At 41.4% G+C, this 25589-nt stretch carries 24 protein-coding genes; 10 read left to right on the top strand and 14 right to left on the bottom strand.

Annotated elements, in window-relative coordinates:
- Window positions 1-10 precede the first annotated feature (10 nt).
- From B9Y67_RS07645 to B9Y67_RS07650, 3 genes are all read right to left on the bottom strand, one after another.
- Window positions 11-1447 (bottom strand): sodium/proline symporter, encoded by a 1437-nt coding sequence (locus B9Y67_RS07645; protein ID WP_085506150.1) that lies wholly within the window; start codon window positions 1445-1447, stop codon window positions 11-13.
- Window positions 1444-1566, bottom strand: a complete 123-nt coding sequence (locus B9Y67_RS20985) for a hypothetical protein (RefSeq protein ID WP_254901744.1) — start codon at window positions 1564-1566, stop codon at window positions 1444-1446. The genes B9Y67_RS07645 and B9Y67_RS20985 overlap by 4 nt, the downstream gene beginning before the upstream one ends.
- Before the next feature lie 141 nt (window positions 1567-1707).
- Window positions 1708-3144 (bottom strand): sigma-54 interaction domain-containing protein, encoded by a 1437-nt coding sequence (locus B9Y67_RS07650; protein ID WP_085506151.1) that lies wholly within the window; start codon window positions 3142-3144, stop codon window positions 1708-1710.
- A gap of 523 nt (window positions 3145-3667) precedes the next feature.
- Between B9Y67_RS07650 and B9Y67_RS20870 the strand changes: the two genes are divergently transcribed.
- Both B9Y67_RS20870 and B9Y67_RS07655 read left to right on the top strand, forming a co-directional pair.
- Window positions 3668-4135, top strand: a complete 468-nt coding sequence (locus tag B9Y67_RS20870) for an aconitase X swivel domain-containing protein (protein ID WP_217807565.1) — start codon at window positions 3668-3670, stop codon at window positions 4133-4135.
- Window positions 4136-4197: 62 nt separating this feature from the next.
- Window positions 4198-5478 carry an aconitase X gene (locus B9Y67_RS07655; protein ID WP_217807566.1) on the top strand — a complete coding sequence of 427 codons (1281 nt, stop codon included), beginning with the start codon at window positions 4198-4200 and terminating at the stop codon, window positions 5476-5478.
- Between the two features lie 57 nt (window positions 5479-5535).
- Here the strand turns inward: B9Y67_RS07655 and B9Y67_RS07660 are convergent, their stop codons facing one another.
- The 6 genes from B9Y67_RS07660 to B9Y67_RS07685 form a co-directional block, all read right to left on the bottom strand.
- Complete coding sequence (locus tag B9Y67_RS07660; RefSeq protein WP_085506152.1) at window positions 5536-7020, bottom strand: aldehyde dehydrogenase family protein; 1485 nt, start codon at window positions 7018-7020, stop codon at window positions 5536-5538.
- Complete coding sequence (gene dapA, locus B9Y67_RS07665; RefSeq protein ID WP_085506153.1) at window positions 7017-7925, bottom strand: 4-hydroxy-tetrahydrodipicolinate synthase; 909 nt, start codon at window positions 7923-7925, stop codon at window positions 7017-7019. The genes B9Y67_RS07660 and dapA overlap by 4 nt, the downstream gene beginning before the upstream one ends.
- 21 nt (window positions 7926-7946) lie before the next feature.
- Window positions 7947-9368 carry a Na+/H+ antiporter NhaC gene (gene nhaC / locus B9Y67_RS07670; RefSeq protein WP_085506154.1) on the bottom strand — a complete coding sequence of 474 codons (1422 nt, stop codon included), beginning with the start codon at window positions 9366-9368 and terminating at the stop codon, window positions 7947-7949.
- 62 nt (window positions 9369-9430) lie between these two features.
- A complete protein-coding gene (locus B9Y67_RS07675) occupies window positions 9431-10342 on the bottom strand; it encodes a proline racemase family protein (protein WP_085506155.1) in 912 nt (303 codons plus the stop codon).
- 14 nt (window positions 10343-10356) lie between these two features.
- Window positions 10357-11379: a proline racemase family protein gene (locus B9Y67_RS07680; protein ID WP_085506156.1), complete on the bottom strand. Its 1023-nt coding sequence runs from the start codon at window positions 11377-11379 to the stop codon at window positions 10357-10359.
- Window positions 11379-12554 carry an NAD(P)/FAD-dependent oxidoreductase gene (locus B9Y67_RS07685; protein WP_085506157.1) on the bottom strand — a complete coding sequence of 392 codons (1176 nt, stop codon included), beginning with the start codon at window positions 12552-12554 and terminating at the stop codon, window positions 11379-11381. The genes B9Y67_RS07680 and B9Y67_RS07685 overlap by 1 nt, the downstream gene beginning before the upstream one ends.
- Window positions 12555-12714: 160 nt before the next feature.
- On the opposite strand from B9Y67_RS07685, the gene B9Y67_RS07690 reads away from it, so the two are divergent.
- The 6 genes from B9Y67_RS07690 to istB (B9Y67_RS07715) all read left to right on the top strand — a co-directional run bounded on the left by B9Y67_RS07690 (window position 12715) and on the right by istB (B9Y67_RS07715) (window position 18943).
- The gene (locus tag B9Y67_RS07690) at window positions 12715-14433 is read left to right on the top strand and encodes a sigma-54 interaction domain-containing protein (protein ID WP_085506158.1); all 1719 of its coding nucleotides are present in this window, start codon (window positions 12715-12717) and stop codon (window positions 14431-14433) included.
- Between the two features lie 55 nt (window positions 14434-14488).
- Complete coding sequence (locus B9Y67_RS07695) at window positions 14489-14758, top strand: (2Fe-2S)-binding protein (protein ID WP_085506159.1); 270 nt, start codon at window positions 14489-14491, stop codon at window positions 14756-14758.
- Window positions 14755-15093 carry a (2Fe-2S)-binding protein gene (locus B9Y67_RS07700; protein WP_085506160.1) on the top strand — a complete coding sequence of 113 codons (339 nt, stop codon included), beginning with the start codon at window positions 14755-14757 and terminating at the stop codon, window positions 15091-15093. The genes B9Y67_RS07695 and B9Y67_RS07700 overlap by 4 nt, the downstream gene beginning before the upstream one ends.
- Window positions 15086-16303: an NAD(P)/FAD-dependent oxidoreductase gene (locus B9Y67_RS07705; protein WP_085506161.1), complete on the top strand. Its 1218-nt coding sequence runs from the start codon at window positions 15086-15088 to the stop codon at window positions 16301-16303. The genes B9Y67_RS07700 and B9Y67_RS07705 overlap by 8 nt, the downstream gene beginning before the upstream one ends.
- 331 nt (window positions 16304-16634) lie before the next feature.
- Window positions 16635-18179 (top strand): IS21 family transposase, encoded by a 1545-nt coding sequence (istA, locus tag B9Y67_RS07710; RefSeq protein ID WP_139823775.1) that lies wholly within the window; start codon window positions 16635-16637, stop codon window positions 18177-18179.
- Window positions 18179-18943 (top strand): IS21-like element IS643 family helper ATPase IstB, encoded by a 765-nt coding sequence (istB, locus tag B9Y67_RS07715; RefSeq protein WP_085506700.1) that lies wholly within the window; start codon window positions 18179-18181, stop codon window positions 18941-18943. The genes istA (B9Y67_RS07710) and istB (B9Y67_RS07715) overlap by 1 nt, the downstream gene beginning before the upstream one ends.
- On the opposite strand, the gene B9Y67_RS07720 is transcribed toward istB (B9Y67_RS07715), so the two are convergent.
- Complete coding sequence (locus B9Y67_RS07720; protein ID WP_085506162.1) at window positions 18870-19403, bottom strand: metallophosphoesterase family protein; 534 nt, start codon at window positions 19401-19403, stop codon at window positions 18870-18872. The two genes, istB (B9Y67_RS07715) and B9Y67_RS07720, sit on opposite strands and share 74 nt — an antisense overlap.
- A gap of 159 nt (window positions 19404-19562) precedes the next feature.
- Between B9Y67_RS07720 and istA (B9Y67_RS07725) the strand changes: the two genes are divergently transcribed.
- Both istA (B9Y67_RS07725) and istB (B9Y67_RS07730) read left to right on the top strand, forming a co-directional pair.
- Complete coding sequence (gene istA / locus B9Y67_RS07725; RefSeq protein ID WP_085506163.1) at window positions 19563-21065, top strand: IS21 family transposase; 1503 nt, start codon at window positions 19563-19565, stop codon at window positions 21063-21065.
- Window positions 21062-21775 carry an IS21-like element helper ATPase IstB gene (istB, locus tag B9Y67_RS07730; RefSeq protein ID WP_085506164.1) on the top strand — a complete coding sequence of 238 codons (714 nt, stop codon included), beginning with the start codon at window positions 21062-21064 and terminating at the stop codon, window positions 21773-21775. Before istA (B9Y67_RS07725) ends, istB (B9Y67_RS07730) begins: the two co-directional genes overlap by 4 nt.
- On the opposite strand, the gene B9Y67_RS07735 is transcribed toward istB (B9Y67_RS07730), so the two are convergent.
- The 4 genes from B9Y67_RS07735 to B9Y67_RS07750 form a co-directional block, all read right to left on the bottom strand.
- Complete coding sequence (locus B9Y67_RS07735; RefSeq protein WP_085506165.1) at window positions 21772-22080, bottom strand: metallophosphoesterase family protein; 309 nt, start codon at window positions 22078-22080, stop codon at window positions 21772-21774. The two genes, istB (B9Y67_RS07730) and B9Y67_RS07735, sit on opposite strands and share 4 nt — an antisense overlap.
- An 85-nt stretch (window positions 22081-22165) precedes the next feature.
- A complete protein-coding gene (locus B9Y67_RS07740) occupies window positions 22166-22711 on the bottom strand; it encodes a 3-dehydroquinate synthase II domain-containing protein (RefSeq protein WP_085506166.1) in 546 nt (181 codons plus the stop codon).
- Window positions 22712-23161: 450 nt separating this feature from the next.
- On the bottom strand, window positions 23162-24256 hold the full coding sequence (wecB, locus tag B9Y67_RS07745; protein ID WP_085506167.1) for a non-hydrolyzing UDP-N-acetylglucosamine 2-epimerase: 1095 nt from the start codon (window positions 24254-24256) through the stop codon (window positions 23162-23164).
- A 131-nt stretch (window positions 24257-24387) separates the two neighbouring features.
- Entirely contained in the window at window positions 24388-25584 is a 1197-nt protein-coding gene (locus tag B9Y67_RS07750; protein WP_085506168.1) for a polysaccharide pyruvyl transferase family protein, read from the bottom strand.
- Window positions 25585-25589: the final 5 nt, after the last annotated feature.

Raw genomic sequence — 25589 nt, forward strand, 5'->3', positions numbered from 1 at the left:
AAATTCCTCCTTAATTAACTTGTTCGATATTATTTGCTTCCTCTGCTGTTGATGTAGTCAGCTTACTGACAACGATAATGACGATAAAGGATACAATAACTCCTGGTATTAGTTCATAAAGGTATGCGGCGTAAGGGGTGTTTACCCAAATGATGGCAGTCAATGCTCCGGCGAGCATTCCTGAAAACGCCCCCCACTTCGTGACAGTGTTTGAATATAAGCTTAATATGAGCAATGGACCAAAAGCTGAAGCCAGTCCTGCCCAGGCATATAATACTAACGTGAACACAGCCTGGATATTCATTAACGCCACAGAGGTTGCTACTATTCCTAACAAAACCATCGTTACCCTGCTGATCTTCAGGTACTGTTGGTCTGTAAATTCTTTTTTAACAACACTCTTAAAGATATCACTCGCAATAGCCTGGGTCGCTACCATCACTTGGGAAGAGAAAGTTGACTGGATAGCAGCGAAGATCGCGCCGATTACAATACCGGAAACCACAGGCGGCATAATATCTGATGTGAGTTGTGGAAAAACATATTCCGCATCACTGAGATTGGGAAGCATGATTCTCCCAATTAATCCAAGTAAGTTAGAGCCAGTCATAACGATTATGACCCAAATCATAGCGATGAATGTGCCTTGGCGGATTGATTGGTCATCTTTCGCAGATAAGAATCGCTGCACTATGTGGGGCTGGCCCGGCTCACCTAACCCGAAGCCAATAAGTCCGATTAACACACCGAAACCTAACGCCCCTGTCGCTCCACCTGTTGAGGACAGCAGCATAGGATCGATATTGGCTGCCTGATTGAAGAATGAATTCCACCCACCTAGCTGGATGATCATGTAGGCCGGGAAGAAAACTAATACTCCCATCATGATGAATCCCTGAATGACATCTGTCCAAACAACAGAGCGATATCCACCAAAGACGGCATACCCTAAAACAAACGCTGCGCAAAGCACCAGTCCTGTATTAAAGTTTAAGTTCACAATAGCATCCAGCGCTTTTCCTGCAGCCGTCAATTGGGAAGCCATATAGGCAACAAAGAAAATCACTATAATGATACTGGTTGTCACTTTCAAAAGGTGGCTTTTATCATAGAACCGCTTTTCAAAAAAGTCTGCCAGGCTAAGACAATTCTTCTCCTGCCCATACCTTCGCAGCTTCGGGGCCACGATGAACCAGTTTAGAAAGTAACCGATAACAAAACCCGGAAGCATCCACATCGTGGAAATCCCACCAACATAGGAAGCCCCTGCAGCACCAATGAAAATCCATCCACTGGTATCGGTAGCTCCAGCACTGATGGCTGTTGCCACTGGCCCAAAGCTGCGATCACCCAGGTAATAGCCTGCTTCGCTTTTCGTTATGAATCGCTCAGCCACTACACCAATTGCGAACACTGCTATCAAATAAATAACAAATGTAGTGATCATGTCTGTTTATCCGCCTCCTTTTTCTTCGTCCATTTCAATAAGACCCCCGTAAGAACCAAGCTTACTACCGGTACAATGATATAAAGGAATGTGACAAGAAATGGTACGGAATCTTCCACTCATTTTCCTCCTTTTTATTCAAAATTTACTTTTCTCTTATAATACTTGCAAGTTACATGCCAACTTTTTAAATGTTTAAATTACGGTGTTTTCAGAATAGTCAGCCTTGTAATTACTAAAAAAACTACTCAAAAATTCACTCATTTTTGAGTAGTTTTTATTTCTTTTATATAGTCTTTCAGATGATATTTCTTCAATTTCTTATCTAAAGTCTGCTGGGGGATATCCAATTCTCTTGCAGCTCGGGAAATGTTACCGTTAGTTTTTCTCAATGCTTTCTTAATCAAATCTGCTTCCAATCGTTGAACTTCCTGTTTTAATAATATCCGTTCCGTAGAGTCAGCACCTTCTGCTTTAGAAGGTTTCGGCATGCTTAAAACGGAATGTGGCTGAACATCATCCAAACAAATTTGCTCACGGTTCGATAAATTCATGGCCCGCTCTATCATATTCCTTAACTCTCGTACATTCCCAGGCCAGTCATGATCAAGGAAAAATGCCATCGTATCTTCGGAAACTGACGTTACCTTTTTTCCTAATCTATCGTTAAAAGAACGAATGAAATAGTCAACCAATAATGGGAGGTCTTCCTTCCTCTCCCGTAGTGGAGGTACCTCGAGATACAAAACGTTCAATCGATAATACAAATCTTGACGCATCTCCCCACTTTCCAAAAGTTCTTCCGGCCTGACATTCAAAGCAGAAATCAACCTTACATCAACGGCTTTTTCCTTATGGTCCCCTATTCTTCGCACTTTTCCCTCTTGCAAGACACGAAGAATTTTTGTTTGCAAAGTAATAGGCATGGAATTGATTTCATCCAGGAAAAGCGTTCCCCCATTAGCTGCTTCAAACAATCCAGGCTTATCCTCAGCCCCTGTAAACCCTCCTTTAGCTGTGCCAAATAAAATGCTTTCCAGCAGCGTTTCCGGAATAGCCGCACAGTTTTGGGTTACAAGGGGTCCGTTTTGCTTTGAATGAATCGCTTGCACAATCAGCTCTTTCCCAGTCCCTGTTTCTCCGTAAATCAAAATTGGTGAAGGACTGCACGCAACCATATTTATCGTTTCTTTCACTTTTTTTATGGCAGGACTCTCTCCAATTATAGTTTGTTCCATAGTATATGTATCATCACTAGCAATGGAGCCTGGAGAATGTTCGTTTCTATTTATCTCTTGTAATTTCTCGGACATGTCTTTCAAACCAGAAATATCCGAGAAGACTTCAAATACGCCTACCACCTCTTCCCCTCTAATAATAGGGTAGGTAGACGTTACTGTTGTCTTTCTTTCCCCTCGATAGGTTACAAATGTTTGTATTTTTTCTTTAATAGGTCGTTTCGTATGAAAAGCATTAATGATCGTGCTATTTTCCTGATTTAAATCAGGAAAAATATCAAATATACTCCGCCCGACTACCGCATTTTCTTTGAAGCCCATCGTTGTGGCTGCTTCATTCAGGTAAATTGCCTCATATGCCTGATTAACGATAATGATTCCTTCTCTCATCGAAGAAAAAACATCTTCTATATATTCCTTTTCTTGAAAAAAAGAATTCAAATCAAGTGAATGAGCCAAGCCCTCTCCCCCTATCCCGCAGTTACTTTACAAGTATTCTATCATAACTCAATGGACTTCTTTCTATGGGAGGTAGAAGAGATAGTGAAAAATAACATAGATGAATAAAATGAATGGAAAGTATTCTTCAAGGGTGGCTTGTAATACCCATTTTTTTCCTATACCACTTTTCACTAAGAACAATATAGTGGCATTTGACTTTGCCCCTTTTTGCTAACTGCATGTTTAATAAAATACATTTTTAAACACTTGTGTAAAAATGTCATCAATAAATATCTTCTATATCAAAATTGAAATAGTATATAATTACGCATCTTAACGATTGGCACGAAACTTGCAAGTATAGTAGCATAATAGATTTTTCATAACTGATTTTTTGGGGAGGTGGAAAACAAAATAATAGAAAATTCCAATAGAACAAGTAAGAATTGACATTAAAGAAAGGTGAAAACATTTTATTTAACCAATCGAATGTGGTAAATCCAAACACTCTTTAAAATTATCTCAAAGGTGGGAATTCATAATGGAGAACAACAATGAACTTATGGATGAATCGATGAGACCGTTGAATCAGGCAAAACATGTAACAGGAAACGTTATCGTCGCAGGAAAAGGAGAGGGAGAGGTTATTGCAACGGATGTCCCCTTAAGTTTTTGGGGAGGATACAATTCTGAAACGGGTGATATTATTGATCACCATCACCCACTTTACGGTGAAAATCTAAATGGGAAGGTTTTTGTCTTGCCTGCAGGCCGAGGTTCTTGTACTGGAAGTATGGTTCTACTTCAGGCCATCTATTCGCACAATTCTCCGGGTGCTATTATTTTAAAACAAGTGGATGAAATCATCTCATTAGGGGCCATTGTGGCAGATGAAATATTTAAAATGAAGCTTCCGATCATTGCACTTAACGGACCCGATTTTGCTTTGGCTCAAAAAGCAAGCTATATAAAAGTCTCTGAAGATGGAAAAGTAGTCATCAATCATTAATTAATATTGGTAGATTTATATTTAATCCTATTAGAAAATCCAATACATGGGTGGTGCTAGTTGTGTCGAACATTAAATTATCAGAGTGGGATAAACGTCTTTTAGAAGGAAAAGAAGGTAAGGCTAAACAAATCGCCATGCAAATTATTGTAAGAATGGCTGATGTACAAAAAGCAAAACAGCTAATTGGTATTTCTCAGGCTCATATTGACGGTTGCATTTATACAGGAGAGGCTAGTCTTAAATTCGCAGAAACATTAGCAGACTTAAATGGGGAAGTCTCTGTTCCGACAACACTAAACTCCATCTCTGTTGACCAGCAAAGGTGGAAAAAACAGGGTGTGGATTCAGGTTTTGCAGAATTAGCTAATCGGTTAGCCCAAGCATACGTACAAATGGGTGCAAAACCATCCTTCACTTGTTCCCCTTACCAATTGCCTGAAAAGCCAAACTTTGGAGAACATATTGCATGGGCAGAGTCCAACGCAGTAGTTTTCGCCAATAGTGTGATAGGAGCAAGAACTAACCGCTATCCGGATTTTATGGATATATGTGCTGCATTAACAGGGAGAGCCCCGTTATCAGGTTATCATTTAGATGAAGAGCGTTTAGGCGATGTGTTAGTTGAATTGCCAGGTCTTGACCATATAGATGATTCTTTTTTTCCAGTGTTAGGGTATTTAGTGGGCGGGAAAGTGGAGTCTCAAGTTCCAGTGGTTCATGGTCTCAACTACAAACCTACTCGCGATGACTTAAAGGCATTCGGTGCAGCTGTTGCTACATCAGGAGCGGTAGGAATGTTTCATATAGTTGGAGTTACACCAGAAGCACCAACTGTAGAGGAAGCGCTGGGGCAGAAAACTCTTACAGAACACTGGAAAGTAACAATGGAAGAATTGAAAAATGCTTGGAAAGAATTGAATACAGCAAACGATCAGAAAATTGATCTTATCGCCTTTGGTAATCCGCACTTTTCAATTTCGGAATGTTCAAAACTCGCTGATATTTGCCGGGGGAAACGGAAGCATCCGGATGTTAACGTATTGATTACAACAAGCAGATATGTCTATGAGGAAGCTAGAAAGCAAGGGTTAACAGATGAAATAGAAAGATTTGGAGCAGAATTCATTACAGATACTTGCTGGTGCATGATTGAAAGACCAGTTATTCCTGAACATACACAAACCATTATGACTAATTCAGCAAAATATGCCCACTACGCTCCAGGACTTGTAGATTGTAACGTTTATTTTGGAAGCATAGAGGATTGTGTTCGTACTGCAACCTCCGGAAAACCTCAAGTTTCTGAACCAAAATGGTTACAAGAAAACACGTATACATGAAACTTAAACAGGCACCTTCTCCATCGAGAAGGTGCCTGTTCAAGTATTCATTTAGCTTTATTTCAAGTTCACCCAAACACTTTTGACTTCTGTATAATTATCTAAGGCATAAGTGCCCATTTCACGGCCTATTCCTGATTGCTTATACCCCCCAAATGCAGCTGCAGGGCTTTCCTGGTTGGTGTCATTAATCCACACCGTTCCTGCCTTCAAACGACGAGCAACTTGGTGCCCGGTTCGAATATTTTCCGTCCAGACCGCTGCAGCCAGTCCATACTCGCTATCATTAGCACGGCGAACCGCTTCTTCCGTCGTGTCAAACGGCAGCACCACGACGACAGGGCCGAAGATTTCTTCCCTCGCAATCCGCATCTCGTCTTCTACATCTGCAAAAACAGTCGGCTGTACAAAATACCCTTTATCATATGCTCTTTCCCCGCCAGCTACAAGACGGGCTCCTTCTTCTTTTCCAATGCGTATATAGTCAAGTACACGATCCCGTTGTTCTTCAGAAACAAGTGGACCCATTTCCGTACTTTCATCCATACCTGGTCCAAGCTTAGTAGCCTTGGCTCGTTCGGAGAGCTCCTCTACTACACGCTCGTAATGCTTGCGATGAACATAGACACGTGAAGTAGCACTGCAATTCTGTCCGTGGTTATACATAATGCCACCGAAAGCACCGTCTATGGCCTTTTCAATATCAGCATCTTCCAAAATCAAGTTCGGTGATTTTCCTCCTAATTCAAGCGTTACATGTCGGAGGTGGTCGGCTGATTTTCGCATAATAGACTTTCCGACTGTAGTGGAACCGGTAAACGCAATCTTATCGATTTGTTTATGATTGACAATCGCCTCCCCAGCAACTTCACCAAATCCAGGCACAATATTGACGACCCCATCAGGGAAACCAGCTTCTTTGAACAGACGCGCCGCATACAGAAGAGAAAGTGGAGTCTGTTCTGCCGGTTTCAATACAGATGTACATCCCGTTGCCAGTGCTGCCCCGAGCTTCCATGACGCCATAGACAATGGAAAGTTCCATGGAATAATCTGGCCGACCACTCCTACAGGTTCATGCTCGGTGTAATTCAAATAATCTGGTGACAGTGGTGTTGTCTGACCAAGCACTTTGGTAGCCCATCCAGCATAATAGCGGAAATGTTCAATGGTGCCGTCAATATCATCTTCCAGTGCAACGGCGTATGGTTTCCCGTTATCCAAGGACTCAAGCTGGGCCAGCTCTTCTCTGTTTTGCTCCAATAAATCGGCAAACTTGTAGATAAGATGAGCACGATCAGCAGTAGCTATCGTAGACCATTCTCCATGCTCAAATGCTTGTCTTGCCGCCTGGACAGCCAGGTCAATATCTTCACTTTCAGCCTCACTTACTTTTGCAAGCACCTCTTCTGTCGCCGGATTATAGACGTTAAATGTTTTCCCACTTTTGGAAGGAGTATATGCGCCATTAATATACAATTCAATATTCTTTTCCAAAAAAGCTTTCACCTTTGGTTTTAATTCAATATTAGATGTAATCATTTAATCCCCTCCTGGTTAGCATTTGCTGTAAGCTGATTTAGAATCTCCTGTAAAGTGGCATCTTCTTCTTCCGTCAGCGGCAGGCGCGGTCTTCTCGATGGACCACCTGCCAGCCCTTGCAGGTCCATGGCTCGTTTGACAATTTGCACATACTTTCCGGATCCTTCGATAAAGTTACATAACGGTAGAATCTGATCATACAACTCCCATGCGCGGTCAAGATTGTTCTCTTGCACAGCGTTGTATAAATCAGTGACAAGTCTTGGAGCGATGTTTCCAGCTACAGAGATCCACCCGGTAGCCCCTACCAAAAAGGATTCTAGTGCCAAGTCATCCGACCCACAAAATGTGTTGAGATATCCTTTTCCTTGTTTGGCAATATCCCGAGCTTTGCGAATGTCCCCACTCGACTCTTTGATATGAGTAATGTTCTCCACATCTCTGGCTACGTTTAATATCGTTTCTGTCCCAATATCGACCCCTGAGGTGAACGGGTTATTATAGATCATGATCGGGAATCGAACAGATTCCGCTACCGCTTTAAAATGTTCATAAATCTCTTCATCTTTTGGATGAGCATAATAGGAGTTGATCAGTAAAGCTGCATCTGCCCCGGCAGCTTCCGCCTGTTGCGTGAACATAATCGCATCCTGCGTTGTTTCGGCAGCCGTGCCGACAACCAATGGAATACGGCCATTCACTTGTTCTACAGCTATTTCTGTAATCCTAAACTTTTCTTCTTTCGTTAAACTGACAAACTCCCCTGTACTGCCATTGACGACAATACCCGCAACACCTTGACGGATAAAATAATCAATATTTTCTCTTAGACCTTGTTCATTTACTTCTCCGTCTGCATACATCGGTGTGATTAATACCGGAAACGCACCTTCTAAATTTTTCATTATAAATTCCTCCTCTTTCCCTTAAGAATTGATAGCTTTTTGTTCTTGCTTCGTATGGTCGATTTCTTTGGTATACCAGATGAATTTATTGGTAAAACCATAAACAAGTGAAATGATGACTACTAAAAAGTTGAACCATAAGAATGGAAGATACGTAAGCGTAGAAACGCCCAGCGTAGCTGCCATGAATACACCGCCATCAGACCAGGGAACCATCGGTGTTGTCACTGTTCCTCCGGCTTCTGTATTTCTCGATAATACCCGCCTGTCGATATGGAGCCGTTCATAGTTCTCCTCTGTAATTTTACTGGCCGTTATAATCGATACATAAGCAGCTCCGCCAAAGAAGTTACCGAAAAATCCCGACAGCATGGTGGTCAACGTTGTCTTCCCTGCATTGTTTGCCCAGGAAAGCATCGTCACACAAATCATTTTTAGAATCCCGATTTTTTCCATTAATCCGCCTACCCCAAGGGCAAAAATAATGAGCACGATGACTCCTAGCATGAACTCAATTCCGCCTCGGTTCAGGAGGTTATCGATGAAAGCTACACCGGATTCGATATTGTTACCTGAATACAAGCTGTTAACGGCGTCCAGAAGAGGCATGTTTTGAAATAGGAATGCCCAAATGGATCCGAGCAGCGCACCAAACAGAATGACTGGTATCGATGGTTTTTTCAGTGCCAATAGTGTAATGATAAGAACGGCGGGTATGATCATATACCAGGAAATGTTGAAGTACTCATTCAGCGAGACCATCGTCTGTTCTGCCTGACTCAAATCGCCGCTTTGGTCATGAGAGATAAACCCTGCGCTTAAGAAGAGCACACCGGCAACCACAAACGCTGGAGCACTGACATAAAGCATGGACTTAATATGCTCGATCAGGTTCACTTTAGAAAGAGAAGCAGTCATGACGGTCGTATCGGATAATGGTGACAACTTGTCCCCGACATAACAGCCCGAAATGACAGCTCCTGCAACTAAGGCAAGTGGAAAGCCAAAGCTTTCGCCGATCCCCATCATGGCAATTCCTGCTGTCCCTGCAGATCCGAACGATGTTCCCGTGGCTAAGGAAGTAATTGCACAAATGATGAAGGAAGCCATCAGGAAAATAGAAGGATCAATGATCGATAATCCATAATAGATGATGCTCGGAACAACCCCGCCGGCAATCCACGTACCAATCAAAGCCCCGACAGAAATTAGGATAAGTACAGCTTCTAGCCCGTCATAGATGCCTTTCATTATCCCCTGCTGCATCTCCGCATAGTTGTATCCGATCTTGAGTCCAACCGCCATAATGACAAACCAGGTAGTCAATAAGGCTAATTGGATAGGGATGCCAAACTGTACCACGAACAAAAACATAATGACGATGAAAGAAACTAATACGAAGACGACCTCCGACAATTTGGGTAATCTTTTTTCGGTATCCATGTGTCACTCTCCCTTTTTATAAATAATTAGCAATCGCTTTCACAAACCGGTAAAGAAAACAATCACTTTAATAAGAAACCTTGGGCCAAAGGATCCGATTTGTCATACATAAATTGGTGCTCCCCCGTTACGAACGCCCGTGTCTGTATGGAAAAACGAACCGAAGAACCAGGCAGGCGACTTGCCTTTAGAAAACTTCCAAAAATACTGTAATTGACTAAATGCCGCAAGCTTTCACCTTCTTGAAGCAAAACAGTATAAATAGCAAATGTCGTATCGATGCCAGGTGACCGGACAATTGCACCTTCCAGGTCAAACGTTACCGAACGGACTTCCCCGTCCGAGCATCTTTCCAGTAAAACAATTCCTTGGACAGTTGAATCCTCTGGTAAACTTCCTGCTGTACGGCTCCCCCACTCAAGTATCGAATAATAATAGTCCATGGTAATAGAAGGAATCGATTCAGGCAGCGGGTAGACCAGGTAATGTCTCGACTCTTCAACAGCTACCGTATGATAATCCGGTTGTGATTCGACCAGCTGACACGGCCCACTCTCCACCGTCACCTGTTCCACTACATCTCCCTCACATTCCGCCTGCACATCATAAACGCCATTACTGGTTTCCACTTGATAACTGCCATCTTTTTTTATGTCTAAATTCCCCATTTCCAGTAAGGCGGTTAACGTGGCCACCACTCCGCTGTAATTGAAGTGGCTATGATTTTCATGATTAACCAACAGCAATCCATAGTCCGCTGTCGCAGATGGGGTGACAATACAACCATTGATGGCACGATGGCCTCTCGGCTCATTTAATAACAGCGATCGCTCCTGTTCATACTTCTCCAGCAGTTTCTCATTCCTGGTTTGAAGATCTTGCGCATTCAGTTGCAGAGCGGAATGGACCACTATCCGGAATGTTTCCCCCGCCACATGGGTATCAATGGCGGCAAACATCTTTTCTACATTCATACAAATCCTCCTCTCTAATGTCCTTCCATCGGTGGAATCATTAAATATCCTTCTTTCAATGGATCATTTTCCTGGTAAAAAAACCGGTGCATTCCCATCACCCAGGCAGAACCTGTCACCTCTGGCAGGACGGCAGGGTATTCTTTGATGGCTGTGGTTTCAAGAATTTGAGCTCGGAACAATGTCCCTACGATACTTTCGTAAACAAATGGCTCCCTTACCCCGATTTCGGAACGAGCGAATAGGGTTGCAAGCTTAGCAGAAGTACCTGTCCCGCATGGAGAACGATCGATCCCCCCGGGCGGCACCACGACGGTATTCTTCAGGTCGGCCTCCGGGTGAACAGGATCTGTAAAAAATTCAATATGGGTCAATCCGTTAATAAAAGGAAATTCCGGATGAACCACTTCTTCTGTTTCATTGATAGCATTTCTGATTGCTATCGCTTTATTGACTATTTCTGAGGCACGATTGGTTGTTAATTCTAATCCTAATTTTCGTGCATCGATGATGCCGTAAAAATTGCCGCCATAAGCGATATCACATTCCACATGCCCGACTCCTTCCACATCAATCGCAATCGATTTCAGTAAAAAAGACGAGACATTATTAAAGGTGACATCGATCGCTTTTCGGTCTTTTACTTTAACTTTGGTTTTCACAAGACCAGCTGGAGTGTCCAAAGCAATATACGTATAAGGCTCCTTTACTTCCACCATCCCTGCTTCAATTAAAGCTGTGCAAAAGCCGATCGTATCATGGCCGCACATCGGTAAATAACCGCCTGTCTCGATGTAAATGACACCAAAATCAGCATCGGGGTGACAGGCAGGCACCATGACCGCGCCGGACATGACATCGTGCCCCCGCGGTTCATTCATTAAAAACTTCCTAACCCAGTCCTCGTGTTCCTTCATATACAGCATTTTTTCTGACATCGTCTCGCCTTTTAATTCGGGAACACCGCTTAATACGGTTCTCGTCGGATTACCGCCTGTATGGGTATCAATAGTAGTAAACAACCGCTGGAAATTCATTAGTTTGTCACCCTTTCTTTGAAGCGGTCGTGGCGCAATGGTTCCATCGGGATGGACGTTTCTTTTCCTGAAATCATCTCTTCCATTACTTTTCCAGTGATGGCAGCCAGGCTGATGCCATCTCCTTCATGACCAGCCGCTACATAAAATCCTGGTACTTCGTCTACGTGAGATATGATCGGTAAATGATCTTCTGTCCACGGCCTGAGCCCGGCGTAAGTACGAATAACGGTCATATCGGCCATGCCAGGATAAAAGCGCATCGCCCTTTTCGCTATACAGCGAGTCACTTCCTGATTCACCTTAAGATCAAAGCCGTTAAACTCCCTGCTGCTGCCAATCAAAAAATTCTGGCTTTCCGTCGGTTCAAATACGAGGGCTACGCCATATTGGTCCGTTAATGGATCAACGATCCGTTCCCCGCCAAACTTGGAAATCAGATAGCCTAACTCCATCACTTTTCTTAGACCAACCGGCTGTTCCCGCGAAGCGACGATCAATTGCCCTTTTCTTGGTTCAATCGGTATAGAAACCCCGAGCATCTCGCCAATTCTTGGCGCCCATACGCCTGCCGCATTGACAACTTGATTGGCGGTCAAGGTTCCCTGATTGGTTTCAATGACGAAGCTGCCCGTTGCATCTTTGGAAACATTCTTCACTTCTGTTTTGGTATAGATGTCTGCGCCTTGCCTGACTGCACCATCGAACATGGAATAGGTCAGCATATAGGGGTTCACTGTAGAATCTGTCTTGCATTCCAGCCCGCCATAGAGATCATCTGCAAAATACCTGGATTCATTGCGCAAATCTTCCCGGTCCAGCATACAGAAGTCAAGCCCGGCAGCCTGCTGTTGATCCACCCATTGTTGAGCTGCCTCCAACTCCTGCTCGTTTTCACAAACAAGAATACTTCCGGGATTACGATATTCAAAGGAAATATCCAATTCCTCGTTCAATTGATGGACAAGCTCCTGGCTTTTTAATGACATCTGACTATCGAAACCAGGGTCTTTGTCGATCGCAAGGATATTTCCATCACAACGGGAAGAGGTACCGCTTGCCAGTTCATTTTTTTCAAGGACGGTGATGTTTATCCCTGATTTCGAACAGTAATAAGCAATTGCTGCCCCGATGATCCCTCCTCCAATAACGACCACATCATGATGACGTTTCATAAAATCCTCCCCTCTACAAACGTTTCAATAATAACTAATGCAAAACGCGTGCCAACTTTAATCTTCCATATTTTCCGAATTTTCATTGAACAATAAAGAGAACTGTGTAAAAATATTTTAAAAGTGTCAAATAAATTAAACATATCAGGAGGGAAGAATAATGATTGCTGATGAGATTTCGATACAACCCATCATAAAAAAATCATTTCTTTTTATAGTGGAAGAAAAAAGTGACGAAGAACTAAAACAACTGATTATGTCCTCTTCTGCAGCCAAAACCTTTATACGAAGAAATGAAAGCGTTTACGAAGTCAGTCTGGCAGGTGACAAAAAAACACTGCATTATCAGCACTGTACACCCATCCATGGGGAGGAATCATTCGAGGATATCATGACCTTTGTTTCTGATAATCACTGTCTTGTCATGATGGATGGAGACAATAACGTCACCGGCTTTGTGGAGCCATCAGATATCTGCCATCATTTGTTTAGGAAATATCAGCATTTACATGCCTATATCGACACTATCCTTCATACAACTGAAGAGTCCTGTACGGTGATCGACAAGAACCAACATGTTATCGGTTGGACGAAGGGAGCAGAGAAGCTCTTCTCCATGGAGCGAGAGCAAGTTATCCAAAAACCGATTACAGATTTTTTCAATCCGGAACACCTGGAGATCCTTAACACGTTAGAAAAAGGGACATCCGTTTATCATAGACAGCACATAGCCAGAGAAAACCAAGTGGTTTTAATTAACTCGAATCCTGTCTATTTCCAAGATGAAATCATTGGTGCAGTCGTTTCGGAAACAGATATCACCAGTCAAATAAAGTTGAATAACGAGCTATATAACGCCAGAGAGAAGTTGTTTCATCTAGAAAAAGAAGTGACAAAATTGACAGCCTCCTCCGATCCTTTCCAACGTATCCGGGGGAGAAGCCCTGCCATGAAGAAGACGATCAATAAAATCAAAAAAGCTTCCTCCACTCAAACAGGGCTGTTGATTCAAGGGGAAAGCGGGGTCGGGAAAGAGTTATTTGCGAAGGCCGCCCACCATCTGCGCGAGGATAAAGACGCTCCATTCGTAGCTATTAATTGCGGTGCCATCCCCCATTCTCTATTTGAAAGTGAAATTTTCGGTTATGAGAGAGGAGCTTTTTCCGGTGCCGATTCCAAAGGGAAGAAAGGAAAAGCAGCACTCGCAAAAGGAGGCACGCTTTTCCTTGATGAAATCGGTGAAATGCCGTTAGACATGCAAGTGAAAATCCTGCGACTGCTGCAGGAAAAGAAATTCTATCCTGTCGGAGGGACAAAGGAATTAGAAGTAGATTTTCGTGTGATCGCTGCTACCAACCGTGATTTGAAAAAGATGGTCGCAGAGAACGCGTTCCGTGATGACCTTTATTACCGGTTGAATGTTGTCAGTATCGATATTCCACCGCTAAGGGAACGGCCCGAAGATATCATTGAATTAACCCATTATTTCTTACATGAGCTTTCCATTACCTACAACAGACCGATTCATGGGATTTCACAAAATGTCATGCAGTGCCTGCTCCACCATGACTGGCCTGGAAATATTCGAGAACTGAAAAATGTAGTGGAAAGACTTGTCGTTTTCTCAGAAGACGGAGAAATTAAAAAAGAGGATCTCCCTTTTGATTATGAAACACCTGCCATCCCTACGTCTGAGCTTTCCACTTATAAAGGAACGGAGAGCCGTTCCCTGACGGAGCGACTGAACGAAGTAGAAAAGAAAATGATCATCAATGAATTAGAAAAAGTGGAAGGCAATAAGTTAGCATGTGCGAAAAACCTGCACATAACAAGAGCGACACTTTATAATCGCCTTAAAAAACTCGGGATCACTAATTAGTGGCACAAATCTTGCATTCATTTTCAGGTACAGACTACTTGAAGAGGTGATAAGAATGAATCAGCAAGATTTCTTAGTATGCCGCTGTGAAGAAGTAACCTATAACGAATTAATGGAAACAGCGAGCCGAAATGGATGTACGGCAAGGGAATTGAAGCTCCGTACACGTGCAGGAATGGGATATTGCGGTGGCAGAACCTGTCGCCCGCTTGTCCAGCAAATTACCAAAAAGCTTGAACAAGCTCCTCATACCCGAGTCACCTTAAAGTATCAGCCGCCTGTCCGTCCAATCAGCTTCGGCGTTTTGGGAGGTGGAGAGGAATGAGTGAACGCATTACCAATCATCCTGTCCTCGGCCCTATAGATATGAAAAAAGAAGTCTCCTTTATATTCAATGGAAAAATCTATAAAGGATATGAAGGAGAGTCGATCGCCGCTGCTTTATTGGCAAATAACATTCGCACCCTGCGTTATCACGAAGAAAGCGGCTCTCCAAGAGGCATTTACTGTAATATTGGTCATTGTTTTGAATGCAGAGTAACGGTCAACGAAAAACAAGGACAACGTGCCTGTCTCACCCCTTTAAAAGAAGGAATGGCGATACAAAGCAGTGGGATGCTTCCAACACCGGTGAAGGAATGGAGGGAGACCTATGTATGATGTGATCATTATTGGTGCAGGTCCTGCAGGCCTTTCTGCTGCAACCACGAGTGCTAACGAGGGATTAAATGTGTTGGTAATCGATGAATATATGAAAGCAGGAGGACGTCTCCTTGGTCAACTCTATGAAGAACCAGACGGCACGTATTGGAACGGTATCAAAGAATCGAATCACTTATATGAACAAGCCAGACGATCCGGCGCAGAAATAAAGCTCAGGAACTCGGTCCATAACATTGAAAAATCCGGAGATGTTTGGCTGGTATATACGGAAAGGGCCACCTATGAAACCAGCCATTTGCTATTAGCCACAGGAGCAGCTGAATCGCCCCTGCCAGTTCCCGGCTGGACGCTTCCTGGTGTCATGTCCGTCGGCGCAGCACAAGTGATGACGAATGTCCATCGAGTCAAACCAGGAAAAAGAGGGGTCATCATAGGAGTCAACCCTCTTGCAGCCGTTATTGCTTCTGAACTGCAAATGGCGGGTGTAGAGGTTGCCGCCCTTACCTTACCGCAAATGAATGGATTAAACGAAGAAGCCGCTAATCCAAAACAAGTGATGAACCAACTGCTTCATGTTGCACACATGGCTCCATCTGCACTGATCAGGCAAGGAAGCAAATGGATGAAGCCTTCCATCATGCAGCAGCTGGGGATTACGTTTTACCCAAAGAGCGGGTTCAAGATGTGGGGCATTCCTGTTCATCTTCGGAAGGCAGTGACAGAGATACTAGGAGATGAAAAAGTCGCCGCTGTCAAACTGGCAACCGTCAAACCAAATGGAGATGTCATAGAAGGTACTGAAGAAATCATTACCTGTGACTTTGTTTGTATCGCAGGTGGCTTATATCCATTAACAGAACTAGCCGCGGTTGCCGGCTGTCCTTTTTACTTAGTAGAAGAACTTGGCGGTTATGTGCCGCTTCATAATGAACGGATGGAAACCGCATTGGACGGGCTATACGTCGCAGGCAACATTACGGGAATAGAAGGAGCGAAAATTGCAATTGCCCAGGGAGTGACAGCTGGCCTGACCATGGCTTCCAACCATGGCGTCCCAGGGCTCGAAGCTAGAATCGATCAGTCTATTAAGGAGATTGAACATACGAGAGACAGCGCACCATTTCATTTTCATCCTGACGTGAAAAAGGGAAAACAGATAGTTCAGGAAAAGTGGGAGGAAATGATGAAGGCAGAACAACCGCTTTAACAACTGGGGAACTCTATTACAAAAAGAATAAGGATTATTATTAGAATAATAAAAAACAGTTCCTCCCCCGTGACTTTCGCGTTCTAACGTACGGGAGAGGAACTATTTTTTGCTGATGCTGATATTCTAGGGACAGACCTTAAACAGATGCGTTTATTAATAAGTTCGTAAGTACATTTTTTTGAGGATAGTCAGAAGCTGTAAACGCTAGAATAAAGTTGACAGTTTTCGCTTGATAGGATTTTACACTTTTGCTCTATCAGCCTATTACTTTAGTAAAATAGTTGGTGACGTTATTTTACTGGAGGTTAGGATTTTGGAGGAGAAATTAGTGTTGTATTTAAATATCAAAGACCTACATAAACGGAAGTTTAAAATAGCACAAATTGCTAAGGAGCTTAAGATTTCAAGACCAACTGTCTATAAATATTTAGAGATGACTTTTGAAGAAGCCAAAGCTTATACGGAACAACCGATTGGGAAGAAAAAGAAATTAGACAGTTACAAAGATTGGATACTCGCCTGGTTAGAAGAGTATCCCCACTTGAGTGCTGCGCAGATACACGATTGGCTTTTAGAGAGATACCCCGACCTAGCGGTCGGTGGAAGTACAGTGAGGTCATATGTTAGAGAAGTCAGGGAAGTCTATCAGATTGAGAAGAAGCAATTGGTTCGCCAATATGAGGCAGTTCCTGAACAACCAATGGGGAAACAACTTCAGGTAGACTGGGGTGAAACAAAACAGAAGACAACTGACCGCAAAGAGATTAAGTTGTATTTCATTGCGTTTGTACTCGCCCACTCCAGACAGAAGTATATGGAATGGCAGTCAAGACCATTTACCACGAGAGATGCGATTCGCTGCCATGAAAATGCCTTTCAATTCTACGGAGGATGTACAGAAGAAATCGTATACGATCAGGATCATTTAATTACGGTTAGTGAAAATGCAGGACAGTTGCTTTTAACAGCTGAGTTTCAAAGTTATGTGAATGAACGTAAGTTTACGGTTCATTTGTGTAGAAGAGCTGATCCGGAATCTAAAGGAATGATTGAGAATGTAGTGAAGTACATTAAAGGCAATTTCGCAGACAGTCGAGTGTTCAGTGATATAGAGGATTGGAATCAGCGGGCTGTACAATGGCTAAAGCGTACCGGAAATTATCAAGTTCATCAGACAACGAAAAAAAGACCAGCTGAAGTGTTTCTCGTCGAAAAGCAACACTTAAAGCCGGTCTCTTCCCTACTTTCATTTGAAAGTACCAATAATCAAAGTATATCAAGAAGTGTAAGCAAGGACAATACAATCCGGTATAAGTCCAATCGATATTCCGTCCCTCTAGGGACTTATCAAACAAACGCTGATAATCATGTTTTGATTGAAGTTATAGGCAAAAAACCGTCTACGCTCATAATTCGAAAGGAAGCAGAAAGTGAGATTATCGCCGAACACTGTATCAGCTTAGAAAAAGGGAAGCTGATTCAAAACCGCAACCATACCCGTGATCGCTCCAAAGGGATTGAAGAATTCAAACAACGGTTGATCTCCTTTTTTGAAAATCAAACACAGGCAGCTACTTACTTTGACGAGATTAGCAAAAGATACCCAAGGTATCGTCGAGACCAGTTTGCGATCATTCATCAGGTCATCCAACAGTACCCAACGGTAATCGAAAATGTATTGGCCAAATGTATGAGAGAAAAGCTGTTTAGTGCGAATGACTTTCGTGATATTGCCCAGCACATTCATAGATTACCTCATGACCAGGTAAAAGAGATAAAACCCTCTAATGCCTATCCAGCAAAACATTGTTATATTAAAACTTCTACACGATCTTTAAATGCTTATACCAGCATTTTAGGAGGTCGATCATGATGAACAAGACAGTAAATGAATTACAAGATCAGTTTCGTCAGTTACGTCTATCAGAAACGGCGGAGGAGCTTCCGCAGCTTCTTCGCGAAGCTGAAAAATCCTCATGGACCTATTTAGAATTTCTAGAATCTATAACGCGATATGAACTAGCAAAGCGTGAAGCAAAAAGCCTTGAAAAAAGAATGAAATGGGCACGTTTCCCTTTCGTGAAGTCATTAGATGAGTTTGAACTGAACGGTCAAAACGTTCTGACTGCCCGCCAGCTAACTCAACTTAGAGAGTTAAGCTGGCTGGAACAGCAGTATAACTTAATTATCCTCGGTCCACCCGGAATAGGAAAAACGTATATCGCAATTGGGCTGGGACTCGAAGCTGTTTCCAGGGGATTCAATGTTTACTTCGCTACAATGGGTGAGCTTGTACAGCTCTTAAAGACGGAAGAGTATCTGAACAAATCAAAGGTACAACTGAAACGAATGAGAAACGCTGACCTTGTGATAATTGATGACCTGATGTATATGGCGATGGATCAACGAGAGGCGAACCTGTTTTTTCATTTGATCAATCATCTATACGAACGAAGTTCGATCATTCTGACCTCAAATAAAAGTCCAGAGGAATGGGGGCATTTGATTGGCGATCAGGGAATTACGACAGCGATTTTAGACCGTTTACTCCATCGTGTGGAAGTTATACATGGCGGAGAAAATGAGGAAAGTCATCGTATGAAAAATAGAAAAAGCATATTTTCAGCAGAAGTGTAAAGGGGAAACGAGCAAAAAGTGTAAAATTCGACTTGACGTCTACAGAAGCTTCGATATCTTCTACTAATCCAGCTAAGTCATAATTAACCCTTACAATGGATGCTTGTACCCCATTATCTCCGATATCGACCAACACGTAAGATGGCTGGGCCAACCCATCGAAAGGAAGACCAACGCTCCCGGTATTGATCACCATTTTTCCATTAATATAGCGGATATACGGCTTATGAATATGCCCGTAAATATAGACATCAGCCAATGTATTTGCCATCAGACGATCTTTCATTTCTTCGTCAGTGGCATGCGGTAAAACCACTTCAAACAGGTCGGCAGGTGTCGCGTGGAATCCGTGGATGTTGATTCCTTTGTACTCTTCCGTTATCTCTTTTGGCAGCTCGTTCAGATAGTTTACTGACTCACTCGTCATATTGGCATGTGCCCATTCTCTCTCCTGATTCATACCTGCGATCACTTTATCTGTTTATGGCATTCTAAAAATGTAAGGTTTGGCAGCTAATCTATGTAATATCTGAACATAAAAAAAGTCACTTGCCAATCACTCCCAATAACTTTAAACTCCTCGTTGGACCAACAACGTTCGACAGGAGGCTATTAGGAGATGTTAGCAGTGACTGAAATTAATTATATCAGATATGAAGCCAATCAAAAAGGCGAATCCTACGCAGATATAGGGCGACGCATGAAGGTCGATCCACGTACGGTTAGCAAGTATGCCAATCAGGAAGAGTTCAGGCCCAGAAAGAAGCAAACACGCCGTTCACCGGTCATGGATCCAGTCAAACCTATTATTGAGAAGTGGATCAACGAAGATCTTAAGAAGAAAAAGAAGAACCATCGCACGGCCAAACGCATGTACACACAGCTAGTAAAGAATCATAGTTTTACAGGTTCATATAGAAGTGTTCGTGACTATGTTTCAAAGAAAAAGAAAGAATTGAAAGCGTATGTGGAAGAGGCAGCTCTTCCTCTTGAATCTATCCCTGGGACTGCCCAAGTAGATTTTGGGGAAGCACCATTCATCTATCAATCGAAAGTGATTGATCTTCCTTACTTAGTGATGTCCTTCCCCTACAGTAATACCTTTTATTTTCAGGTTTTTCCTTCGGAAAATACAGAGTGTTTACTGGAAGGTCTTCAACGTATGTTTCATTATATGAGAGGCGTGCCACACACGATACGGTTTGATAACCTTTCACCAGCTGTAAAGAAAATTGGAGCTAAGGGGGAGCGTGAGCTCACCAATACATTTGAACGGTTCGTATTACATTATGGCTTCAACTATGAGTTTTGTAATCCAGGGAAAGGAAATGAAAAAGGGCATGTGGAAGCCATGGTTAAATATGTGCGAAATAATTTCCTATTGCCTGAATGTACCATCCTGGACCTTGATCACTTCAACGAGACTTTATGGGCATTAGCCGAAGAAGACAGAGATCGTATGCATTATGAGAAGGGTATTTTACAAACACACCTTCACTCAGAAGATAGAGATAAATGGTTGATGATCCCCGTTAAATCTTTTGATTGCGTAAGGCATGAAACGTTAACCGCAGATAAGTATGGAATGGTCTCTGTAGACCAAAGACAATACTCTACTTCCCCGCGTTTTGCCAAGCAGCAAGTAAATGTCCAAATCACTTATAATTCTGTTGTCATTCTAAATGATCATAACGAAGTGATTGTGAAGCACAATAGATTGTATGGAATAAAGAGAAAGTCGATGATCTGGCAGCCTTATTTGGATTTATTGTCCAGACGTCCAAGAGCAATCAAGTATTCAAGCTTGTATGAGCAGTTTCCGCCAGTATGGACGAAATACTTAAACCGTTGCACAGAGCAAGAACAGAAAGAAGCCTTACAATTACTCGGGAAACTGTTGAAGAATAATGACTTTGAATTATTGAATCAAGCACTTGAATTAGCAATGAAGCATGGTCATCCTAAAGCAGATCAGATTAAGCATTGTTTCTATTCGATCATCCAAGGAGACAGCAGCTATCAAACAATTACGCCAACAATGAAAGTTCCTAAAGTGCCGGCAGCCACCAGGGGATTGTCTCACTATGATTCCCTTATGGAGAATAGAGGTGACATGAAATGAATCATCAAATAGAAGTGTTGGCGAAACGTTTGAAATTAAGTTGGATTCGAGAGCATTATCAGGAGGTCCAAGCCGATACGAATGAAGAATTCCTTCTGGAATTATTCAAACGAGAAGTAGAGAATCGGGAAGAAAGAAAAATCAACCTATTACTTAGTCAGGCTCAACTACCCAAGACAGGTACACAACCATTTCAGTGGGAGCATATTCAAATCCCACAAGGGATTATCCGAGAATCTGTGTTGAATGGAGACTTCGTCCATGAAAAAGAAAACCTCATTTTATATGGAGGGGTTGGCACAGGAAAAACATATTTGGCAACGTTAATTAGTTTAAATGCCATACATAGGTTTGGCAGTAAAGTAAAGTTCTTTACGGTGGCATCTTTGGTGAATCATCTCATTGAAGCCAATCAAAAAGGGGAACTTCAGAAAGTAATGAAGCAGATTAAAAAGCTTGATTTATTAGTGTTAGACGAATTAGGCTACATACCATTGAATAAAGAAGGAGCAGAACTACTCTTTCAAGTGATATCAATGTGTTATGAAACTAAAAGTATTATCATCACAACAAACTTACAGTTTGGGCAGTGGAACCACGTATTCGGAGATCCAATCTTAACGGAAGCAGTGATTGATCGATTGATTCATCACTCCCATCTACTGTTATTTACCGGAGAGAGCTTTCGATACAAGGAATCTTTAATCTAATATGCGGAGTGGCAAGTGGCATACATTTTTAACTGCCATTTACTACATTTTTTACTTGCCAAATACACTTTATCAGGGACTTCGCCTTCCTGGACTCCCCTGACAATCCATTCATCTGCGTTTCCTTTGATAACTTGAGCATCAAGCCCACGTACCAATTCAACCGGACGCTCTGGCTCAAGCCCTCGATAAGCGATATCACCAAGCACAAACAATTGGTCGACGTTTCGATTATCGATATTTTCCAACACAGCTTCCAGGGCACGTGCGTTTCCATGAATATCGGATAGGAATGCTAATCTCATAACTTTCTCCTTTCTTTCAAGATCTTCTTAATATATAGCTTATCAAGAATACCAAAAGGATGTCAGGCTAAAAGTTGTGAGATCATCACTTTTCAACAATTACCTCATCGATTTGTTCTCCTAAGTGACGGCCTGGCTTATCTTTCAGTCCAAGGATGCGATCGCCAATTTCTAACTCTTCGATTGATACTTCTCCCTTGTTTTCTTCTAATACATGAACACTCGTGGATTTCTGTAAGGTAGCAGACACGATCCCTTCCTCGCTTTTACATACCACTCTAACAAATAGACGCTTTTCTATTTTTACACGGCCAAGCGGAAGTTCTCTTTCTTCCTGCTCACCTTCCACAATCACTTTCTCTCCGGGATTCAGTTCTTGTAAGTAATGGGTCTTATTTTCCTGATATAAATATTGATGAAACGCACCACAGTTAATACGAAAAGGTCTGGGAGGATATTTTTCTGACTCCCGATTTTCAGACAGCACTTTCACATAGCCATGCCCTGTATTTCCGACATACACGCCATCGTGAGTATCTAATATATCGATAAAATCAAGGCATACCCTCATCCCTTCTCCAACTTCCTCAATCTTGATAACTTCCAAATAATCTTTTTCTATCCTAGCCATCTAACCGACTCCCATCAAGTTTTTTTATCTAACTTGATTATAGGAGTTTTGCGAGCGTTTCCTCAAGCTAATCCAATCAGTGGGTCAAACTCCCGTGTCTAATTCCTGGAGTCTGGCCCGCCATACAAAGCGCTTTGCATCTCAAGTATCTTTACCAGAAAAAGCTTCCCTCAATATAAGGCTGCCAGGTTCAGACACCACGCGCCTTCGCCTACCATCCTGACGAATGCACCCCAGTTACTTCCATTTTTCCCTGAATGTGGTTCAATGAAAGTGCCATCGTTTTGATCTCCTTTTTTGGGATTGTAAAACTTGAAGTTCTGTGAAGAGTACTTCTATTTCACACTGAAAACAGTGGTATTTTATGTTTTAGCTATCTATTTACTACATTGGGCACCGAAACTGAGCACAATAGCTGGCAATTTTTAATTCTCTTATGCTTTAATTTACTTATTTCTCCAAGACATCAACAATTCTTTTACTTGCAAAACCATCACCATAAGGATTACTTGCTTTACTCATTTTTTCATACTCTTGCTTTTCTTCAAGAAGTAATTTGAAATTTTTATAGATATTCTCTTCATCTGTACCTACTAATTTCAGTGTTCCAGCTGCTATACCTTCAGGGCGTTCTGTTGTATCACGCATTACTAGAACCGGTTTACCTAAGCTTGGTGCTTCCTCCTGGATACCACCACTATCAGTAAGTATTAAATATGATCTTGAAAGGAAATTATGAAAGTCTAGTACTTCCAATGGTTCAATAATTCTGATTCTATCACAATTTCCTAAAATTTCATTAGCAACTTCTCTAACAACAGGATTCATATGTATCGGATATACTGCCTTAATATCAGGAAATTCATCAACAATCCTTTTGATTGCTTTAAACATATTTCTTATAGGCTCACCGAGATTTTCTCGTCTATGAGCTGTAACCATAATCAGTCTACTATCCGATGCCCATTCAATCTGATCATGAGAATAGTCTTCTCTAACCGTTGTATTAAGTGCATCAATAGCAGTATTACCTGTTACATATATAGATGATGGAATTTTCCCCTCTTTTAATAGATTATCTTTCGACATTTCCGTTGGAGCAAAATTATACTTCGCTATAATTCCCACAGCCTGACGATTAAACTCTTCTGGATAAGGAGAGTAAATATTATAAGTCCTTAAACCCGCTTCCACATGTCCAACAGGTATTTGTAAGTAAAAACACGCTAAGGACGTAACAAAAGTTGAAGATGTGTCCCCATGAACTAACACTATGTCTGGCTTAACTTCTTCAAGCACAGCTTTCATCTTTTCTAATATATTGATTGTTACATCAAACAGCGTCTGTTTCTCTTTCATTATTGATAGATTAAAATCTGGAACAATATTGAATACATCCAATACTTGGTTTAACATTTCTTTATGCTGACCTGTAACACAGACTACAGTGTTTAAATTATCTCGTGTTTTCAGCTCTTTAACCAATGGACACATCTTAATAGCTTCAGGCCTTGTACCAAAAACTACCATTATTTTTTTCTTCATGTTTTTCCAACTTTCCCTTATAATTTAATTTTTCCGAGAATCTTAGCAGGATAAAAACAACTAATGATAGCAAAAAGATTATCTTAAACTACATATATATTTTGTAGTAAAAGTAAACCCTTATGGTATAATTATCTTTTGAAATTTTTAACCTTATTTATTCCTTGGGGTAAAAATAACATAAACATTTTATATACATTTTTTATTCCCTGATACTTGCTAGAAATATGTTTTGTATTTAGTAAATTTTCTGTTCCTATTAAAATTTTATTTTTAGATAACTTCAGATTAGATATAAGCTTATTTCTATATTCATCTTCATTGTTTAGTAAGTGTGAAAAAGTAGTTATTAAGGTTTTTGACTGGAAATTTTCTAGCGATAATGCATATTCTGATAAACCATTTTGGTTTAAAAAACTTCTAACTTTTGGATCATATACTAATCCAATCCCCGGAATACCGTAGCTACTTCCAACTATTAAACCATGTAACCTCATACTAATTATGTAGTTCATCTCCTTAATTTGATTAACTACATCAATTGGCTTTACCGCATCATTACTGTATATAGTTACCTCTTCTTTCATCATAGAAGAAATTTCACGACATAATTTAATATCTGTTTTAGGTTCCATTGGAATTAGGAATACATCATAACCATGGTTAGCAACTATATTATCAAGTGCTTTTGAAAGCTCTGTCTTGAAATTAGAATCTATATTTAATTCTCGAATGGAAACCCCAACTCTTTTATTATCATTTTTATTTTCATTTTTATTTTCATTTTTATAGAAATCTGAATGCATAATTACCGGATCTCCAGTAACTGTTATTTGTGTTTTTTTTACCCCAATTTCCTCCAGATATTCTTTGGATTTCATATCTCTTACAAAAATAATATCAACATCATTACTAATTATCCTTGTAAGGTACTTTAATAACCGCCTTTTGATTGGTCCTACTCCTAAGGAAAAATAAATCACTGGCTTTTTTAGAATCTTAGCAAAAAGTGCTATTGATAAATATCTCGGTATAGTTCCAACCCAATGGACATCTTGGAGTAGCCCTCCTCCTCCAATTATTACATAATCCGCCTCACTTATACCTTTAAATACAGCAATTAATCTTTTCATATTTAGTGATAAACCCGGCCAGTATATACTATTTACACCGTGTAATTCCTTAGTTGTTTTAGGATCGATAGATAATACTGTAAAAACCGCATCCTTTTCAGCGCTCTTTATTATGTTCTTGATACTGTCAAGTATTAATTCGTCTCCAATATTATCTGCACCAACAAACCCAGATATAAGGAACCTTTTATTCAAAGTAC

Source organism: Thalassobacillus devorans (genome assembly GCF_900176565.1).
Taxonomy (GTDB): Bacteria; Bacillota; Bacilli; order Bacillales; family Halobacillaceae; genus Thalassobacillus; species Thalassobacillus devorans_A.

Excerpts from the sequence above, each read along its gene's own strand:
- B9Y67_RS07645 (WP_085506150.1), bottom strand. The coding sequence starts at position 1,447 with ATGATCACTACATTTGTTATTTATTTGATAGCAGTGTTCGCAATTGGT.
- B9Y67_RS20870 (WP_217807565.1), top strand. The coding sequence starts at position 3,668 with ATGGAGAACAACAATGAACTTATGGATGAATCGATGAGACCGTTGAAT.
- B9Y67_RS07660 (WP_085506152.1), bottom strand. The coding sequence starts at position 7,020 with ATGATTACATCTAATATTGAATTAAAACCAAAGGTGAAAGCTTTTTTG.
- dapA (WP_085506153.1), bottom strand. The coding sequence starts at position 7,925 with ATGAAAAATTTAGAAGGTGCGTTTCCGGTATTAATCACACCGATGTAT.
- nhaC (WP_085506154.1), bottom strand. The coding sequence starts at position 9,368 with ATGGATACCGAAAAAAGATTACCCAAATTGTCGGAGGTCGTCTTCGTA.
- B9Y67_RS07675 (WP_085506155.1), bottom strand. The coding sequence starts at position 10,342 with ATGAATGTAGAAAAGATGTTTGCCGCCATTGATACCCATGTGGCGGGG.
- B9Y67_RS07680 (WP_085506156.1), bottom strand. The coding sequence starts at position 11,379 with ATGAATTTCCAGCGGTTGTTTACTACTATTGATACCCATACAGGCGGT.
- B9Y67_RS07685 (WP_085506157.1), bottom strand. The coding sequence starts at position 12,554 with ATGAAACGTCATCATGATGTGGTCGTTATTGGAGGAGGGATCATCGGG.
- B9Y67_RS07690 (WP_085506158.1), top strand. The coding sequence starts at position 12,715 with ATGATTGCTGATGAGATTTCGATACAACCCATCATAAAAAAATCATTT.
- B9Y67_RS07695 (WP_085506159.1), top strand. The coding sequence starts at position 14,489 with ATGAATCAGCAAGATTTCTTAGTATGCCGCTGTGAAGAAGTAACCTAT.
- B9Y67_RS07700 (WP_085506160.1), top strand. The coding sequence starts at position 14,755 with ATGAGTGAACGCATTACCAATCATCCTGTCCTCGGCCCTATAGATATG.
- B9Y67_RS07705 (WP_085506161.1), top strand. The coding sequence starts at position 15,086 with ATGTATGATGTGATCATTATTGGTGCAGGTCCTGCAGGCCTTTCTGCT.
- istB (WP_085506700.1), top strand. The coding sequence starts at position 18,179 with ATGAACAAGACAGTAAATGAATTACAAGATCAGTTTCGTCAGTTACGT.
- B9Y67_RS07720 (WP_085506162.1), bottom strand. The coding sequence starts at position 19,403 with ATGAATCAGGAGAGAGAATGGGCACATGCCAATATGACGAGTGAGTCA.
- istA (WP_085506163.1), top strand. The coding sequence starts at position 19,563 with ATGTTAGCAGTGACTGAAATTAATTATATCAGATATGAAGCCAATCAA.
- istB (WP_085506164.1), top strand. The coding sequence starts at position 21,062 with ATGAATCATCAAATAGAAGTGTTGGCGAAACGTTTGAAATTAAGTTGG.
- B9Y67_RS07735 (WP_085506165.1), bottom strand. The coding sequence starts at position 22,080 with ATGAGATTAGCATTCCTATCCGATATTCATGGAAACGCACGTGCCCTG.
- B9Y67_RS07740 (WP_085506166.1), bottom strand. The coding sequence starts at position 22,711 with ATGGCTAGGATAGAAAAAGATTATTTGGAAGTTATCAAGATTGAGGAA.
- wecB (WP_085506167.1), bottom strand. The coding sequence starts at position 24,256 with ATGAAGAAAAAAATAATGGTAGTTTTTGGTACAAGGCCTGAAGCTATT.